Annotated in this window: 17 protein-coding genes and 1 rRNA gene; 9 read left to right on the top strand and 9 right to left on the bottom strand. The window is 42.7% G+C overall.

Annotated features, from left to right (window positions below):
- The 6 genes from M3221_RS15395 to M3221_RS15370 all read right to left on the bottom strand — a co-directional run.
- A 16S ribosomal RNA gene (locus M3221_RS15395) occupies window positions 1-106 on the bottom strand; the annotation flags it as partial.
- Between the two features lie 617 nt (window positions 107-723).
- Window positions 724-987: a DUF1292 domain-containing protein gene (locus M3221_RS15390; protein WP_251272625.1), complete on the bottom strand. Its 264-nt coding sequence runs from the start codon at window positions 985-987 to the stop codon at window positions 724-726.
- A 144-nt stretch (window positions 988-1,131) separates the two neighbouring features.
- On the bottom strand, window positions 1,132-1,389 hold the full coding sequence (locus M3221_RS15385; protein WP_251272624.1) for a YczF family membrane protein: 258 nt from the start codon (window positions 1,387-1,389) through the stop codon (window positions 1,132-1,134).
- 22 nt (window positions 1,390-1,411) lie between these two features.
- Window positions 1,412-2,524: a GerAB/ArcD/ProY family transporter gene (locus M3221_RS15380; RefSeq protein WP_251272623.1), complete on the bottom strand. Its 1,113-nt coding sequence runs from the start codon at window positions 2,522-2,524 to the stop codon at window positions 1,412-1,414.
- 17 nt (window positions 2,525-2,541) lie between these two features.
- Window positions 2,542-3,771 (bottom strand): Ger(x)C family spore germination protein, encoded by a 1,230-nt coding sequence (locus M3221_RS15375; protein WP_251272622.1) that lies wholly within the window; start codon window positions 3,769-3,771, stop codon window positions 2,542-2,544.
- On the bottom strand, window positions 3,761-5,377 hold the full coding sequence (locus M3221_RS15370; RefSeq protein WP_251272621.1) for a spore germination protein: 1,617 nt from the start codon (window positions 5,375-5,377) through the stop codon (window positions 3,761-3,763). Before M3221_RS15370 ends, M3221_RS15375 begins: the two co-directional genes overlap by 11 nt.
- Before the next feature lie 767 nt (window positions 5,378-6,144).
- Here M3221_RS15370 and M3221_RS15365 point away from each other — a divergent pair.
- Window positions 6,145-7,551: an alanine/glycine:cation symporter family protein gene (locus tag M3221_RS15365; RefSeq protein WP_251272620.1), complete on the top strand. Its 1,407-nt coding sequence runs from the start codon at window positions 6,145-6,147 to the stop codon at window positions 7,549-7,551.
- An 89-nt stretch (window positions 7,552-7,640) separates the two neighbouring features.
- On the opposite strand, the gene ggt is transcribed toward M3221_RS15365, so the two are convergent.
- Entirely contained in the window at window positions 7,641-9,296 is a 1,656-nt protein-coding gene (gene ggt, locus M3221_RS15360) for a gamma-glutamyltransferase (protein ID WP_251272619.1), read from the bottom strand.
- Between the two features lie 286 nt (window positions 9,297-9,582).
- Window positions 9,583-10,206: a GntR family transcriptional regulator gene (locus tag M3221_RS15355; protein ID WP_251272627.1), complete on the bottom strand. Its 624-nt coding sequence runs from the start codon at window positions 10,204-10,206 to the stop codon at window positions 9,583-9,585.
- A 422-nt stretch (window positions 10,207-10,628) separates the two neighbouring features.
- Between M3221_RS15355 and M3221_RS15350 the strand changes: the two genes are divergently transcribed.
- Window positions 10,629-11,168 (top strand): tyrosine-type recombinase/integrase, encoded by a 540-nt coding sequence (locus tag M3221_RS15350; protein WP_251272618.1) that lies wholly within the window; start codon window positions 10,629-10,631, stop codon window positions 11,166-11,168.
- A 62-nt stretch (window positions 11,169-11,230) separates the two neighbouring features.
- On the opposite strand, the gene M3221_RS15345 is transcribed toward M3221_RS15350, so the two are convergent.
- Window positions 11,231-11,917, bottom strand: a complete 687-nt coding sequence (locus tag M3221_RS15345) for a universal stress protein (RefSeq protein ID WP_251272617.1) — start codon at window positions 11,915-11,917, stop codon at window positions 11,231-11,233.
- A gap of 226 nt (window positions 11,918-12,143) precedes the next feature.
- On the opposite strand from M3221_RS15345, the gene M3221_RS15340 reads away from it, so the two are divergent.
- Genes M3221_RS15340 through M3221_RS15310 form a run of 7 tightly spaced genes read left to right on the top strand, consistent with a single transcriptional unit; the run spans window position 12,144 to window position 17,927 of the window.
- Window positions 12,144-14,558 carry a Na+/H+ antiporter subunit A gene (locus M3221_RS15340; protein WP_251272616.1) on the top strand — a complete coding sequence of 805 codons (2,415 nt, stop codon included), beginning with the start codon at window positions 12,144-12,146 and terminating at the stop codon, window positions 14,556-14,558.
- Window positions 14,545-14,967, top strand: a complete 423-nt coding sequence (locus tag M3221_RS15335) for a Na(+)/H(+) antiporter subunit B (RefSeq protein ID WP_251272615.1) — start codon at window positions 14,545-14,547, stop codon at window positions 14,965-14,967. Before M3221_RS15340 ends, M3221_RS15335 begins: the two co-directional genes overlap by 14 nt.
- 1 nt (window position 14,968) lies before the next feature.
- Window positions 14,969-15,307 carry a Na(+)/H(+) antiporter subunit C gene (locus M3221_RS15330; protein WP_251272614.1) on the top strand — a complete coding sequence of 113 codons (339 nt, stop codon included), beginning with the start codon at window positions 14,969-14,971 and terminating at the stop codon, window positions 15,305-15,307.
- Window positions 15,300-16,781, top strand: a complete 1,482-nt coding sequence (locus M3221_RS15325; protein WP_251272613.1) for a Na+/H+ antiporter subunit D — start codon at window positions 15,300-15,302, stop codon at window positions 16,779-16,781. The genes M3221_RS15330 and M3221_RS15325 overlap by 8 nt, the downstream gene beginning before the upstream one ends.
- Before the next feature lie 30 nt (window positions 16,782-16,811).
- Complete coding sequence (locus tag M3221_RS15320; protein WP_251272612.1) at window positions 16,812-17,297, top strand: Na+/H+ antiporter subunit E; 486 nt, start codon at window positions 16,812-16,814, stop codon at window positions 17,295-17,297.
- Window positions 17,294-17,578, top strand: coding sequence for a Na(+)/H(+) antiporter subunit F1 (locus M3221_RS15315; RefSeq protein WP_251272611.1), 285 nt, complete (start codon window positions 17,294-17,296; stop codon window positions 17,576-17,578). Before M3221_RS15320 ends, M3221_RS15315 begins: the two co-directional genes overlap by 4 nt.
- Window positions 17,556-17,927 carry a Na+/H+ antiporter subunit G gene (locus tag M3221_RS15310; RefSeq protein ID WP_251272610.1) on the top strand — a complete coding sequence of 124 codons (372 nt, stop codon included), beginning with the start codon at window positions 17,556-17,558 and terminating at the stop codon, window positions 17,925-17,927. Before M3221_RS15315 ends, M3221_RS15310 begins: the two co-directional genes overlap by 23 nt.
- Window positions 17,928-17,969 lie beyond the last annotated feature (42 nt).

Raw genomic sequence — 17,969 nt, 5'->3', positions numbered from 1 at the left:
GTCCGCCGCTGACTTCCGGGAGCAAGCTCCCTTCTGTCCGCTCGACTTGCATGTATTAGGCACGCCGCCAGCGTTCGTCCTGAGCCAGGATCAAACTCTCCAAAAAAGTTTGACTTGCTCATTTGTTCCCATTAAAACACGGGGTGTTTTTAATGGAAGATAAAAATTAAAACGTTGACGTTTTTATTGATTTTGTTCAGTTTTCAATGTTCAATTCATTCACGCCATCTCTGCGACAGCTAAAACATCATATCATTAAGTCTAATTCTTTGTCAACGACTTTCCGAAACTTTTTTATACGTTGAGCTTAGAACTTTTTTGCTTTCATATTTTTAAAAGCGAATGGACTTTCGTGATCTACAATGTATGAAGCATATGTTAAAGATTTTCCGCCGTTTCAGCGACGAATAATAATATAACATGCAATTAATATCATTGCAATATGTTTTTTTGTTTTTCTTTTATTTTTTTCAATATGCAACGCTATTCCAATTCGAATAGCAATTTCTTTAAACAGCACCTGTTTTTTTCCTGTTCCTTCTATATTATTAGTTAATCTTCCTGCCCTGCCATGAAGCTGCTTGGCCGCTCTACATGTTTATTCGAATAGCGATCTTGCCGTAATGAACAAAAAACAAGCGCTATTCTTTTTCAGAAAAGAATAACGCTTGCTATGTAGTTCTTACAAAACAAAGGTATGATCATAGGAAGCCATTGGATAGATCAGCCTTGCTCAGCCTCTTGAAACGCAGCGGCTACTTTTTCAAATTCCTCATCATCTTCAATAACGGTTAACTGATCAACGCTTTCGCCCTTCAAAAAGAACACATTGATGTCTTCGTCTGAGGCTTCGTCAAGCTCTTCCACAAGACTTACGGCTGTATATTGAGTTCCGTCAATCTTCAATGTTCCAAGCACTTCAATTTCTTCTTCTTGGTCATTTTCATCTGCCAGCGTAAAAATATCGCCTACTTGAATCTCTTCCATACTAATTCCTCCTCTGTTTCTGTTAGTGGGTTCGTTCCCTCAAATAGTATCTCCACAAGGTCATTGTTTATTTCTCCCCATTTGTTCCAGCGTGCGCAAAACAAATCGGGACAACATGTCTATACCCTTTTTCAAAAGAAAATCTTACTTTTCATCCGTGTTTTCTTCTGCTTTTTTCGCTTGCGAAAGCACCTTCCAATAGTAGCCAATCAACAAAACAGAAAGTATGGTAAAAACAAACCCTTCAGCAGGTCTCATAATCGAAAACGGGTTGATTATATGGTTTATAGAGAGTTTCACGTTATACCCTTGAATGATATCCAGCAGCAGCATTAAGCCAAATAACATCACTGCCACTAATATTGGAACACCAATGATTTTCACAGCAACAACCTTCATCATTATTCACCCAGCCTCTCAATTGTTATTTCGTTGCCGGTTGCTTTTTTTGTTTCTTCCTATTTACTAAGATGGCACTGACCAGCAAAAGAAGCGGAAAAATCATTTGAAACGGCAAATGCAAATACAGCGGCACAATGTCGAGCCCTTCCCGAATATGCTCAGGAAAATTGCTCGCTATCCCTACAGATAAAAATAAGGTAATAAACCCCAAGGGAAACACAAGATGAGATGATTCTTTTACCTTAAATAAACTCGCTGTCCCCATAATGGCTACATAAACGAAAATCGTGATTTTAAAGAATCCACCGATTATGACACCAATCATAAAAAATACATCTAAACGCTCAATGAATTCTGCAATCTCGATTGTTTGTATAGTGGAGAGCAGCGGAAATTGCGAACGTGAAAGCAGGCTGAAACCGAGGACACTTAAATTGATTGCCATCGTTACGGATAGAACGAGCCCGCTAACCAGCAAAGCATAAATGCCGACACGCTTTGCTTTGTTTAATTGATTTAAGTATGGGTAAATCATGGTAAAAACAACGATCTCGCCAAATGGGAAAAATACAGATTCCCCCATTGCCTTCAGCACCGTGACGCTTCCCTCCTCGAAAAGGGGCTGCAAATTCCTTGTATCAATAGAGCCATTAAGTATAAGAAGAATTAAAGCAGTGACCGCAAGGATGACTACAACAGTGAAAAGGATTTCTCCCGTTCTCGCCAGCGTCTCAATGCCTTTTCTAATCGTATAGACAACGAGAATCATCCACAATAAGTTAATAATGAATAAAGGGGTTTCCGGATATGCGAACATAACAAGCATTTCTCCAAAGTCCCGCAGTACCCGTGCAGCAAGGTAGAAAAGATACAGAACATAAAAAAAGGCAAAAAACTTTCCAAAGAAAGGACCCCAAAGTTTCGGCATATATTCTGTCGGTACAAGTCCCGGATAGTAAGAGCCCACCTTATAGTAGAGTAAAAATAAAAGTAATCCTCCCACCATGCCGCCTAGTATGGCCAGCCAGGCGTCCTGTTTTGCTGTTAATCCGACCGGAATGATAATTGAGCTTCCGAGTTGAAATAATATAATAAGCACAAACAGCTGGCGGGGACTGATTTTTGCTTTCTCCATTGCCCTTCACTTCCTTTTTATTCCTTTCCATTTTTCATTTCTGATAGGTAGGAATTATTTCTTAGACCAGTTCGGCGGATATAGGTTTCCACTGATACATCTACAGCCAGGTCGGGAAAGATCTCATCCTCCCACTTCTTTTCAATCTTTTTCCATTCTTTTGGTTCAGCGCGGTGAAACACCTCTCCAAATCCAAAGATATCTGCTTTCCTCTTTTTTATATGACGGATAGATGTTTCAATTTCCTTCTTTAGCTGTTTGCTTATATCGTTCTCTATTTTTTCCAGCGTCTCTGGATCTTTCAGATTAACAGGCACCATTACTTCTCCAATATCGCCTTCCATATGAACAGCAACAGAAACATGCGGTTTTCCGTTTTTCATATCTGCCGATACATTTGTTTTTTGACGGACGACGCGATAAGAAATCGCATCTTTCTGACCTTTCCATGGTGTTGTAATGGTCGTGCTCTGAATCCGGTCCAAAACCCAAAGGGCGCTTCTCGCATCTGTGTCCTCAATCCAGCCCACTAACTTTCCATTTTTAAAGATGGCGTTGCCATCTGCCTCAATAGACGTTGGTATCTCGGTTGCTTGAAGGCTCTCTTGTTTAGTTCCTGCTTTTGGATCACCTTTTAACGTAAAGCCGCTGATCATCGGCTCTCGGCCAGGCGATACAAGTGCGCTAATGGTTTCTTGTAAGTCAATGTCTATATTCTCACCTAGTGCTTTTTCTGTTGATTCCAATGTCTGCATGATTTTTTGAGAGGGGACTTTATCCAGAGCAGCCAAGGTCGTGACGAGATCCTTTGCCTTTACACCGTGGGCAATTACGACAGACGTCGTTACGCGGAATTGGGAACCTCTGTCAAATGCCTCTAATGCAGGCGCAATGCCTTCTTTTTTGGCTACATCTTCACCAATCACCACAAGATTGGTGTGAGAGTAATACGGTTCCCGTGAAATTTTCCTTGACATATTCCCATGAACTTCCATAATCGTATCGCCTGTAGCCGTATAAACAGCAACAGGCGGACTTTGGCCTCCGCCTCCTCCCTGCAGACCGCCGGCAATATTCCCCGGGTTAAAGAATTGGTAAGAAGCCTCATATTGCCCTTCTTCGTTTAGGTCAATTGCTACGGCAGCCACCATCGCTATATCGGTCAACTGCCTTTCACTCCAACAGCCGGATGTAAAAACAGATAAACTAGCCAGTATTCCAAACAGAAAAGTGCGTTTACGATTCATTTTGATTCCCCTTTTCTGTGCTTTCGTTTTTAATCGTCCTTGGTTGAGGAGGAGCTGGCATTTGATTTTCCCTCTCACGCTTAACGTTGCCAGGACTGAAAAGGCTCGGACGCTTTTTCGTTGCCCACCATGGTGTGCGAATAAGGGTATCGCCATTTTCAACAGGTCTGAATGGGCCGAGTGGCGCCATGTATGGAACACCAAACGAGCGTAAGCTGCATAAATGAACGGTCAGCATAATTAAGCCAATGATAATACCATAGAAGCCAAATGTAGCAGCAAGCCCCATAAAAACAAATCGCAGCAGGCGTACAGAGATAGCAATGGCGAATGAAGGCGTGGCAAAGCTTGCGATCGCTGTAATGGCTACGACAATAACCATTGGCGGCGAGACAATACCCGCCTGTACAGCAGCCTGCCCAATAACAAGACCTCCAACAATAGATACGGTTGACCCAATCGCTTTAGGCAGCCGTAAACCAGCTTCCCGCAAAACTTCAAAGGCTAGCTCCATGATTAACGCTTCCACAATAGCCGGAAAAGGAACCGTCTCCCGCTGGGCAGCTATAATCAGGACTAACTGTGTCGGTATCATTTCTTGATGAAACGTGGTAGCTGCAATATACACGGCTGGCCCAATAAGAGAAATAAAAAAAATAAAAATCCGTAAAAAGCGGGTGAATGTCGCAATATCGAAGCGGAAATAATAATCATCAGGAGTTTGGAAAAATTGCACAAAAACGACGGGTACCAATAGTGCAAACGGTGTACCGTTGACAAAAATAGCCACACGCCCTTCCAGCAAGTTTCCAGCGATCACATCTGGCTTCTCTGTATGATAAATTTGTGGAAATGGACTTGCTGGCTGGTCTTCAATCAACTGTTCAATATAACCCGATTCCAAAATGCTGTCGATTTTTATCCTCTTTAATCTTTTTTTAACCTCTTTCACAACATCGTGATCGACGACGTTATTTAGATACATAATTGAAACATTTGTATTGGTCTGGGTGCCTATTTTCATCGATTCTACCCATAAATCCGGCGTTCTAATGATTCTGCGGACCATCGAAATGTTTGTGGAAATGTTTTCGGTGAAAGCTTCTTTTGATCCCCGGATTACGTTTTGAGTAGTTGGCTCTGAAATCGAACGGCCTTCGCCGCCCTGTGTACTTGCGACAGTAAATGCTTTGTCCGTTCCATCAATAAAAATGAGTGTTGCCCCGACCAATAAAGATTCGAGCAGCTTACTCCATTCTGTTTGTTTTTTTACACCACCCATAGGGATTACCAGGTCGTATATGTTATCCAGCATTTCCGGCTTTGTTTCATTCTGCGAAGAAGATTGATACTGCATCAACGATTCGATCAAAAAGTCGTTTAATAATTGGTTATCCACCAATCCCTGTACGTAAATCACAGCCGCCTTTGCTTTTGAAGAACCGATTTTTATTTCGCGGATGATAATATCAGGACTGTTCCCGAATTTTTGTTTCACTAAAGAGAGATTGTCCTGTAAGTTGCTCGTTATCGACCCAGGCATCGGGTCAACTGGCTGTGACTGGTTTGGTGCTGCTTGTTTTTTGCCTTTAAAAAATGGGGACATAGCGCTGCCGACCTTTCTGCTCTTTTTATCTACAGATTTGCCTAAAAAAGAATTTTTATACGTGTCTTTCCTTAAGCTTTATAGCCCGGCTGTCCACCCTGAAATGAGTCATGTACTGAGTTCATGGCATGCTAAATGAAAAATAAAAATAAATGGAGTTAAAAAACAATAGAGAGGTAATGAGGAATAACAATATTATGTTGATTTTTACTGCCATCAAACGGTATGCAAAAAAAGAATGGGCTTTTATTTGAGAGACAGACCAGTTACCGAAAAGGTTACATTGCTTTTTCAATATCCCAGACCAATAACCTTTATTTCCCTTAAAATAGAATATTTTATTTTTAATCTATCCTGATGTATACATTCTCACTTTATAAAAATTAATAGAGACCCTTCACTAAATTGCTTAAGAAACCAGATGTGACCTGGACTTTTTATATAACCAGGTTTTATTTTTATTCAGTTTTTTTAGAAAATACCGAATAAATAAACAAGTCATTCTGTATTGACAATTTAACTTTGCGTCTAATAATATGTAATATATTATACAGAGTGTTAGAATCGCCGGGATTATAGTTGCTTTCTGTATATACCGCACGATTATATTAACACAGGAAATATATGCAAAAAATACTTATTTACATATATTACCTAAAAAAGAGATTATTATCGTTACATAGGCGGTTTTTTACGTCCCGTTAGGTTATTCACAATGACATAAGGGATAAACAGCTTTATAGGTAGGGACAAAAGGAGGAAATGAAATGGAGCAATTTATATCAACTCTAGTCGGGCAGATCAATGAGCTTTTATGGTCTAACATTCTAATTATTCTGCTTGTTGGAACGGGTCTTTATTTTACCTTCCGCTCACGCTTTTTACAATTTCGTCTTTTAAAGGAAATGGTATCTGTTTTAAAAGAAGGAAAAACGAGCGGTTCTGCTGGCCTTTCGCCGTTCCAGGCGTTTTGTATTAGTATGGCAGCCCGTGTAGGAACGGGTAATATTACCGGTATTGCGATCGCTATTGCCCTTGGCGGCCCGGGAGCGATCTTCTGGATGTGGGTGATCGCGCTGATCGGAGCTACATCCGGCTTTGTAGAAAGTACGCTGGCTCAGATTTACAAAGTGAAAGACAACGAAGGCTTCCGTGGCGGTCCTGCCTACTATATGGAAAGAGGCTTGAAAAAACGCTGGATGGGTGTCCTTTTTGCGATTCTTATTACTTTGTCATTCGGTCTTGTGTTTAATGCCGTACAGTCAAATACGATTACAGTTGCGTTTGAAAATTCATTCGGCATAAGCCGCTTGACGCTTGGTATTATCATGACCATCGTTTTTGCCATTATCATTTTTGGCGGCATTAAGCGGATTGCTAAAGCATCAGAATACATCGTCGTTGTATTAGCTGTTCTTTATATCGGTGTGGCTCTTTTTATTACCCTTATGAATATTAGTGACGTACCGGACGTTTTAGCTCTTATCGTGAAAAGCGCCTTTGGACTTGAACAAGCAGTCGGCGGAACGTTTGGCGCCATTATTATGAACGGTGTAAAGCGTGGATTGTTCTCTAACGAAGCGGGTATGGGAAGTGCACCAAATGCAGCTGCTGCCGCTGTAACAAGCCACCCTGTTAAGCAGGGGCTTATTCAAGCTTTAGGTGTTTTAATTGACACAGGTATCATTTGTACAAGCTCTGCCTTTATTATTCTGCTTTCTCCGGTATATAAACAAACTGACCTAAGCGGAATTGAACTGACACAAGCATCACTGGCTACACACATTGGTTCATGGGCACCAGGATTTTTAGCGTTCATGATTCTCTTGTTTGCTTTCAGTACACTAATCGGCAACTATTACTATGGCGAAACAAACATTGAGTTTTTAAATACAAGCAAAACGTGGCTGATGGTATACCGTTTAGCGGTACTAGGCATGATTCTTTTCGGTGCTGTAGCCAAAGTACAGCTTGTATGGGACCTTGCCGACTTGTTTATGGGCTTCATGGTTATCGTCAACTTGATTGCCATTTTGCTTCTATCTAAAATTGCTTTCTCCGCTTTAAGCGACTATACAGCACAAAGGAAAGCCGGGAAAAATCCGCAATTTTACAAAGACACGATTAAAGATCTGGATGGAGTCGAATGCTGGCCTTCTTCCAAAGAAAAATAACTATATGTAATTGAGATTTGCTTTTCAATACATCAAACAGCCGCTCTTTCTTTCTAGGAAGAGCGGCTGTTTTTTTATCACGCGGCGTCTCAAAAACCTGATGCAGCTCCATCTCCTCGGGGATCTGCCCCGCCAAACATTACCTTCGTGTCCGGGTCGATTAAAATGGCGCCTGCATGCCCCATCGTATCGCTAAAGTCTTCTACCAATTCAAGCGAATGCCCTTTATCTTTCAACTGCTCCACTACTGTTTCAGGAATTCGTGCCTCTACTTTTAAGCTGTTAGAATCAGATCCCCACGTACGCCCATACAGCCACCGCGGTGCTTCAATAGCGGCTTGAACGCTATATCCGTAATCAACAATCCGAGTGACAATCGCTGCCTGCGTCTGCGGCTGTCCTTCACCGCCCATTGTTCCGTAAACGAGGTAAGGGGCGCCGTTTTTAAACAGCATGGCAGGATTTAACGTATGAAATGTTCGCTTATTAGGCTCGAGCCGGTTGATATGTGCGGGGTCCAGTGAGAAGAAGCTTCCCCGGTTTTGCAGTGTTACACCTGTTCCCTCTGGAATGATTCCAGAGCCGAAATCATGATAAATACTTTGAATAAAAGAAACCGCATTTCCTTCTTTGTCTACCACACCCAGCCAAACGGTATCTCCTTTCGGCTCCAGCTGTTTGTTTAAATGATTAGCACGTGTAAAATCAATTTGCGCTGCCAGGTGTTCTCCCCGTTCAACTGACAGCAGCTTCCGGAGTGGAATATGAAGAAATTCCGGATCTGTCAGCCATTCATCCCGATCAGCAAATGCCAGCTTAGTCGCTTCGACCAGCAGATGATAATACTCCGCGGATCCTTCCTCAATAAAACGCAGATCAAACTGATTTAAAATATTTAAAATTGAGAGCGACGCAAACCCTTGTGTGTTAGGCGGTAAGTTGTAAGCTGTATAGTCTCGGTAATTGACCGAAATAGGCCGCACCCAATCGGAACGATGTCGCTGAAAATCTTCCATGGTCAAGAGACCGCCGTTTTCCTGAACCTCACTGACAATTTGTTCACCGATTCTTCCGTTGTAAAGAACCTGGCTGCCTTCTTTGGCAATGGCCTCAAGCGTTTGAGCCAAATCCGGCTGCTTCATGATTTCTCCTGTCCGGTAAGCCGTCCCGTCTTCTTTTAAAAAGGTTTCTCGAAACCCTTTGAACCGTTGAAGGTTTCTAAATTCTTGATCATGTTCATCTAAATTGACGTTCGTCCAGTACTCCTGGCTCGGCGTAACAGGAAATCCATGTTTTGCATAAGAGATCGCTGGAGTCAAAAGCTCTTCCCAGGACAAGCTTCCTTCCATATGCTTTTTTGAGTACTCGTACGCTTCTTCCCACCCAGCAACTGCTCCTGGAACGGTCAGCGCTGCCAAATACCCGCGGGAAGGAATAGAAGTGAGGCCTTGATTACGATAAAAGTCAATGGTTGCATGCTGCCCAGCGCGCCCGCTGCTGTTTAATGCGTTGATCTCTTTTGTTTTTTCATTGGAAATCAGCCAGAAATTATCTCCACCGATGCTGTTCATATGAGGGTATACAACGGATAAAGTAGAGGCGACAGCAATTGTAGCTTCAATGGCATTTCCTCCTTTTTGTAAAACAGCGAGACCCGCCTGGGTAGCCAGATAATGAGGTGCTGTTACCATGCCGTTAGAAGCTAATGTAGTTGGGCGATACGAATTCATCGTTTGACTTCTCATACAAAAACCCCCTTTTATCAATATATGTATATGTGGTTTTTACAAAGACACACACGCTGTTATGTATTCTAAACTTGTGTAGAAAATCAGTGTCTTGATTGCTATAGCGTTACAGCTATTAAACTACAGCAGGAAGCATTTGGAATGGTTAATGTAAGAAAATGTAACATATTTTATTAAATGCCAGGAAATTAGCTTTCTGATTCTCTTATCAAGCCTGTATCAGCCAGGCTCAACATAAAAAACGGCTCTTAACAAATGTTAAGAGCCGTTTTTTATGTTGATTTTACTCGATATACAGCCGAATACGTTCCAGGCTGTTTTTCCAATTATCCCGCAGGGCTTCTTTTGCCTGGGCTGGATTTTTTCTCTTTAATGCATCAATAATTTGTTTATGTTCCTCATAGGAGGAAAGTTTTCTGACGTTTAAGCGAAAATAATGAAGTTCCATTCTTTTAATTTTCACCTTTACACCTTCAAGTATTTTCGTCAGCTCTGCATTACCTGAAAGCTGAATAATCTTATTGTGAAACTCGTTGTCTGCCTGGATAGCCGCAAGCTTGTCATCGCTGCGAAGTATTCGATAAAAGCGTTCATTTAGTGCTTCTAGTTCCGCAATATCTTTTGAAGAAATAAGCGCTGTACCCTGTTCTAAAGCCAGACATTCAAGGGTCCAGCCAATAGAGTAAATATTTTCTGCTTCTACAGGGTTAATAGGCGCTACCTGCGTCCAGCGATTTGCTTTTGTGACAACTAACCCTTCATCTTCAAGCTTAAGCAGTGCTTCCCGGACAGGTGTTCGGCTAATTCCCAGCATTTCTGACAGCTCTTGATCCTTCAACTTTGCATCCGGTTCCAATTTTCCAAGTACAATCCATTCCTGAAGTGTATTGTAGGCTTCATCCCGCATGAATGTACGTTTAACTTTTTTTACCTCGTTTTTATCTATGTTCAACGTAAAACACCCCCAGTTTGTCGCATTGCATAACCTATGTATCCATCTCTTTAAGAAAAAATAATAATGGACCTCTATTTTATCTGCTATAGCGGAGAGTGGGCCTTCCTAAATTATAAAACGAAACAAACCCCTATTTTATTCTTTTTATATGATATGTAATATACCACATCTTGTTTGGCAATCAAGCTATTTTTGTTCTTCAAAATTTTTAACACTGTTGTTTTTTCATCAAAAAGTAATTGCTATACCTATGTCTCTCTTCTCTGTAGTATAGCCTCTCTATTCTTTTTCCGTTTAATTTGCCCTCCCTTATCGTTTGAATGTGACACAAATGCATGTTAGGCTATATTTAAGTAACATAAGAGGTGAAAAAAGTGGAGTTTGTCAACCCAATCAAAAATGTGCAGGACATCCAACTAATGAAAGCCATATTAAAGGAACGCTCCAGCCGAGATTTTGTTTTATTTGTTTTAGGTATTAATACAGGGCTTAAAATTAGTACGCTTTTGTCTTTAAAAGTAAATCAGCTCGTGGAGGAATCTGGTGACATTCACTCTTTTCTATTAATAGAAGGTCAAAAAATTTACATTAATGACCAGGTAAAAGCAGCTCTGTCTTTTCATTTGGAGCAAACAGAGCCGCCGCTTGACAGCTATCTGTTCAAATCGCCTAAAAGTGATGCTCCGATCACACGGCAGCAAGCATACCGCGTCATAAATGAAGCTGCCCGAAAAGTAGGGATTGCCGATCAAATTGGCACGCATACTTTGCGGAAAACGTTTGGCTATCATGCTTACTTAAAGGGAGTAGCCATCTCTCTTATTCAAGAAAGATTTCACCACGCCTCTCCGTCTGAGACGTTCCGCTATATTGGAATGGATGAAAGAGACCAAAAAATCGATGTGAACCTGTAAAGAATACACAAAAAAGCCCTCAGAAGGAGAGCATGCTCTCTTCTGAAGGCCTTCCCTGCGATTTAGTTTTCAAATTTTTCTTCTTTGATCGAAGAGTGAATCGATGTTGGCTCCGTAATCCGTTCATCTGTCACATGAAGCTGGCACGTTTTGTTTTCTTTAATGTATGTGAATACCCCGTTGTTAAAATCCGTACCGGTTTCTTTATAAAAAATTCCTTCATGAATCACATGGTCTGAGTGCGTAAAGGTGATTCGGTGTCCGTCTTCTCCTTTTACTAGATACGCTCTTGTACCATTTTCAAAAAGATTTTCGTTATCTTCGACAGATCGGTCGATGGACACAATATGAAAATCGACAAATGAAATTTCACGCAGCAGTGTATTTACAAAAGAACCCTTTTTAATTTCTTGCCAGCGGCTACGCGGAGACTGCCCCAAAATAATCTGGGTAATATTCAGCTCACGGGCCACTTCTGCGATCACTTTCGCGGCCGGCCTCTTTTCATTGTAGCGAATAATAAACTCTTCCGCCCCTAGTTCTTCGGCAAGAACTTTCCATTCTTGGATGTACGCCGCTTTGTCTGCGCCTACTTCGTCTTTCGGAGACGGATCAACCGTTAATATATAAAGCGGGCAGTCCAGCATATCGGCAATTTTACATCCACGTTTAATAAGCCGCTCACCGTTTGGGCCATAATAGGCACACACTAATATACTTTCATCCATACGGGCTCTTGCTTTTTTCATAACCGTTTCACCTCTAGTATGATTTCCTGCTCTATTCGCCTGGGGACGTTTAAAACCAAGCTAAAAAAAGGAAAGAACCATTTTCTCACTTATCTTTAGTTAGGATAAAGGTCTATCCTAAAATTTTCAACCCCTAATCCAGGAATCTGGGCACTTTTCCTTTTAAAAGGCTTTTGCCTTTTTTTAAAACTGATTGTGTTTATTTACTAAGTCAGGAGGGATTTATTTGACACTGATTCATCTGTTTGTTCTCGTTCCGATCTTGTCAGCGCTGCTGATCCCCTTTATCGGAAAATGGTTTCCGAAACTTCACCTTGGCTGGGCCGCTCTTTTTGTTCCCGTTTTATTATTTGTTTGTTTTTGTACAGCCATTCCGAAAGTGGCGGCTGGAGGATCCGTCTTTGGATCGATGAGCTGGTTACAGGCATTGGATCTTGCTTTTTCCGTGCATCTAGACGGACTCAGCTTAATTTTCACGCTGCTCATTACCGGCATTGGCAGCTTGGTCGTTCTTTATTCCATTTTTTATTTATCAAAAGAGCGGGAGTCTCTCTCTCACTTTTACGCCTATCTGCTTTTGTTTATGGGCGCGATGCTCGGGGTCGTTCTCTCAGATAACATGATCATGCTGTACGTATTCTGGGAACTGACCAGTATTTCGTCTTTCCTGCTCATCGCTTTTTGGTTCCGGCGGAAAAAATCCCGCTACGGGGCGCAAAAATCTTTTTTAATTACGGTTGGCGGCGGGCTTTTTATGCTGGTCGGCTTCATTATGCTGCATGTCATAACAGGGACAAACAGCATACAAGAAATCATTGCCATGGATGATTCTATCCGGGAACACGCATTGTTTGTGCCAGCGCTCATTCTGATTTTAATTGGCGCATTCACCAAGTCCGCCCAATTCCCTTTTCATATCTGGCTCCCTGATGCAATGGAAGCGCCGACGCCTGTCAGTGCTTATCTTCATTCTGCCACAATGGTGAAAGCCGGCCTGTTCCTGGTCGCACGTTTTACACCCATTTTTGGCGGGGAAGCCGTTTGGTTCTGGCTGGTCAGCGGAATCGGGATGTTTACGATGTTTTGGGGTTCTTTTTCCGCTGTCCGTCAAAAAGATTTAAAAGCCCTGCTTGCGTATTCAACCATCAGCCAGCTCGGTTTGATTATGTTTTTGTTTGGAATGGGTTCTGCTGCTCTGCAGGGCGGCGCTTCCACAGAGTCTGTCATCTATACGAAAGCGATTTTTGCTGCTCTTTTCCATCTTGTCAATCATTCTACGTTTAAAGGCGCCCTGTTTATGGTGGTGGGCATTGTGGACCATGAAGTCGGCACCCGGGATATCCGGAAGCTCGGCGGACTGCTGCCTTTTATGCCGGTTACGTTTACTTTAGCCGTCATCAGCAGTTTTTCTATGGCGGGCCTCCCTCCGTTTAATGGCTTTTTAAGCAAAGAAATGTTTTTCACCGCCTCTTTACAGGCAGGCAGCATGAACATCTTTTCCATGGATACATGGGGACCGCTTTTCCCCATTATCGCATGGACCGGCAGTGTGTTTACGTTCGTTTATTCTATGTTTATTGTATTTCGGACGTTTCTTGGTCCGTACCGCCGCGAGCGGCTGGAAAAAACTCCTCATGAAGCACCTCTGGGTATGTTGATTTCTCCGATTGTGCTTTGTGTGATCATTGTAACGTTATTTTTTGTTCCAAATGGGCTGAGTCATTACCTGCTGGCTCCCGCCATGTACAGCATTCTTCCCTCTTATCAAAGCATAGAAGGTTTGGTTCCGCATATTTCAGCCTGGCACGGCTTTAATCCAGAACTGCTTATGACAGCAGGTGTAGTCGTGATCGGTGCATTGCTGGCGAGAATGTACCGCACCTGGCAGGACGTGTACGAGTTGTTTCCAGCAAGCCGGAGTCTTGACCGCGGTTATCAGTGGCTTTTGGCTGGAAGTGAAATAGGCTCAAGAAAAGTAACCAACCTCTATATGACTGGCTTTTTGCGCCATTACTTGTATTATATTTATGGCTTTTTGATTTTCTTGACGGGCGGCACTCTTCTTTTTTCAGGCGGGCTTTCCCTTCGTTTTTCTCACGATGTGCCCGCTGCTCCATATGAAATGCTGCTCGTGCTCATCATGGCAGCAGCAGGCGTCAGCATTCTTTTTACCAAGTCACGGATGACGGCCGCGCTGCTCAATGGCATCCTTGGCTACTCGATTGCGATCTTTTTCGTACTTTTTCGGGCACCCGATCTTGCTTTAACACAGCTTGTAGTAGAAACGGTTACAACGGTTTTGTTTCTGCTTTGTTTTTATCATCTGCCGGAATGGCCAAAAGAAGATCGTTCCTTTAAAGTACGTGCTCCCAAAATACTCATTTCTATCGGTATGGGTATGTTAACGGTGCTGCTCGCTCTTTCGGTACAAGGAAATAAATTGTTTGATTCCATTTCTTCTTATTTTGAAGATTCTTATGACCTAGCAGGCGGACGTAATATTGTGAATGCTATTTTAGGAGATTTCCGGGCATTTGATACGATGCTTGAAGTTGTCGTGTTATTTATTGCCGGAGTGGGCGTGTATACGCTGGTGAAACTGAAAACACCGAAAGGAGCGGATGATCATGAGAGAAAATGATGTGATTTTACAAACGGTCTCAAAAGTTGCCGTCTTTATTATTCTAACGTTCGGTGTATACCTGTTTTTAGCCGGACATCATCATCCAGGAGGCGGTTTTATCGGCGGGCTGACTCTTTCATCCGCTTTCGTTCTTTTATATTTAGCGTTTGATATAGAAAGCGTCAATAAAGGCCTGCCTTTTGATTACAAAAAAGTCGCTGCGCTCGGTGTGATCATTGCCACTCTTACCGGCACGGGCTCTTTGCTGTTCGGCAGCTCTTTTTTAAGCCAGACGTTTGCTTATTTTAACCTCCCTATTTTCGGTAAAACAGAGCTTGCGACCGTCATGCTGTTTGAGTCCGGAGTGGCGCTCGGTGTGATCGGTGTAGTGGTCACGATTATTATCAGTATTAGTGAGGATGTGTAAGATGGAAACCATGATTATTCTTTTAGTTGGCGTTCTTGTTTCAACAGCCACCTATCTGCTGCTTTCTAAAAATATGATTCGGATTGTGCTTGGCACCGCTATTTTATCACACGCCATTCATCTGCTGCTCATGACAATGGGCGGGTTAAAAACAGGCGGCGTTCCCATTTTAGCTGGCCATGGCGACACCTACACAGATGCCCTGCCCCAGGCTTTGATCTTAACAGCCATTGTCATCAGTTTTGCCGTGACTGCTTTTTTTCTCGTTCTTGTGTACCGTACGTATCAAACGACAGGTGCCGATAATCTGTACGATCTGAAAGGGCCTCACGATGAATAACATATTGGTTTTCCCGATGATTGTGCCGATTTTAGCAGCCATGCTGCTTCTTTTCTTTCGATCAAATCGTGCCATTCAGCGCTGGGGCAGCGTTGGGGCGATGACGGCCGTGTTTTTGATCAGCGTATGGATTCTGCAGCAGGTGATGCGCCGCGGTATCCTTCGGCTTGACTTTGGTGAATGGCTGCCTCCGTTTGGTATTACCTTTGTAGCAGATGCGTTTGCGGTGCTGCTTGTAACAGTTTCTTCTCTTGTCACCGTTCTTTGTTTAGTGTATGCCGCTTTTGCGAAAGATGAAAAACGCGAATCTTTCTTTCTGTATCCTTTTTCCCTGCTGCTCGCCGCTGGCGTAAACGGCTCGTTTTTAACAGGAGACTTGTTTAATTTGTTTGTCTGCTTTGAAGTCATGCTGCTCGCTTCTTACGCCCTGATGACACTCGGCGGAGAAAAAAAGCAGCTGACTGAAGGCATTAAATATATGCTGATCAACATTTTATCATCCTGGCTGTTTCTGCTCGGAGTCGCGTATCTTTATGGAACACTCGGAACTTTAAATATGGCTCATTTGTCCCTGCGGATCGCGGAAGCTGGACAGCCGCCTCTTTTAACCACGATCAGCATGCTGTTTTTAGTGGTCTTCTCCTTAAAAGCAGGACTCGTCCTTTATTTCTGGCTTCCGGGCTCATACAGCGCGCTGCCGGCAGCCATCTCTGCCCTGTTTGCGGCTCTTTTAACGAAAGTAGGCGTTTATGCGCTGTTCCGGACCTTTACCCTTCTGTTTTACCATGAGCCTTCTTTTACGCATACGGTCATCGGATATATGGCGGCTGCGACTATGATTGGCGGCAGTATCGGAGCACTTGCCCATCGGGATGTAAGGAAAATTGCTTCTTATAATGTTGTCATTGCAATCGGCTTTATCCTGGTCGGTCTTGCTTCTTACAATGAAGCAGGGATTCAAGGCTCTATTTATTACTTGATTCATGACATTGTTATAAAAGGCCTGCTGTTTCTGCTTGTTGGGACGATTATTCATTTAACCGGTAAAGCCCGGTTTGATGAGGAAAGCGGCTTGATCACCAACTATCCGCTGTTTGGCTGGCTTTTCTTTATTATGATTCTCTCGCTCGGCGGCATTCCTCCGTTCAGCGGATTTGCAGGCAAGCTGTTCATTGGAGAAGGAGCCGTTGGTGCAGGCCATTACGGATTAACGGCTGTTGCGTTTCTATCGAGCCTGTTTGTCCTGTACTCCCTTTTGCGGGTGTTTCTCATTATGTTTTGGGGAGAGACGACCATTATGTCGAAAAATCAAGTTCCTTTATCGAAAGGAATGCTTGCCCCCCTTCTGGCATTAGGGATTCTGACGACCGTTCTTGGGCTTGGAATGGATGTTCTTTCTCCTTATATTTCAGAAGCCGCTGATGTACTGATGAATCCCGGTTTGTATATTGAAGGAGCCCTGCAAAATGATTAAGGCAGGCACTTATCAAGGAGGTGCACTCTCGTGCCGGTTCAGTTCCTATTAAATATATTAATCGCCGTTTTATGGGTGATGTTAAAAGATGAAGACAGCTTTCAGCTTGATACGTTTGCCGGAGGTTTTCTGCTTGGCATTGTGATTATTTTTTTGATGCACCGATTTTTCGGTACTCCTTTTTACTTGAAACGTACCTACTCCATGCTGAAACTGTTTCTTATTTTTAATTATGAGCTCTGGACATCCAGCCTTCTCATTATGAAGCAAATTTTAATTCCAGGCGTGATTTTTGAGCCCGGTACGTTCTCATATCAAACAAAGCTTAAAAGTGAATGGGAAATAACCGCTCTTGCGCTTCTGCTTATGCTGACCCCCGGTTCCACTGTGCTTCGCATTTCACCCGAGGGGAATGAGTTTTTTATTCACGCGATGGATATGCATCAGACGAAGCAAATGGTTTTACAATCTATTCGAACCTACGAAAAAATTATTCTGGAGGTGACCCGGCCGTGATTTATTCTATTTTCACTGCAGCAGTTGTACTTTTCAGCCTGGCGATCGGCCTTTGTCTTCTTCGCATACTTAAAGGACCTACATTGCCGGATCGGGTCGTGGCATTTGATGTGATCGGCGTCAATTTAATGTCGATTGTAGCTATCCTTAGTGCCCTGCTTCAAACGAAAGCCTATTTAGAAGTGATTTTAATTATTGCGATTCTCGCTTTTATCAGCACCGTAGCTTTCTCAAAATATATGGAAAGAGGGATCATCATTGACAGAAAACCAAATCGTTGAGCTGATTGCGGCATTGATGGTCCTGCTTGGAGGCATTATTGCGCTCATCAGCGCTTATGGCATTTTAACACTTCCAGATGTGTATACACGCTCACATGCTGGAACCAAAAGCTCTACACTCGCTGTTCTGCTGGCGCTGACCGGCGTATTTATTTACTTTTGGTCGACGGAACATTACATTAGTATTCGTCTTGTTCTGGGCATTGTATTTCTATACTTGACCGCGCCGGTAGCCGGCCATCTCATCTGCCGCGCTGCATATAATGCAGAAGCTAAAATGGTAGAAGAACCGGTGGAAAGCAGCTTGAAAAATATAACTGAGACGGATAATGGAAAATCGATTCCTTAAGAAAAAGACTGCTTAAACATTTGTTTAAATAAATGTTTAAGC

It is taken from the genome of Domibacillus indicus (assembly GCF_023715895.1).
Lineage (GTDB): Bacteria > Bacillota > Bacilli > Bacillales > Domibacillaceae > Domibacillus > Domibacillus indicus_A.
Note: the sequence above shows the minus strand (reverse complement) of the source record. Positions and strands in the feature narration are given on the sequence as shown.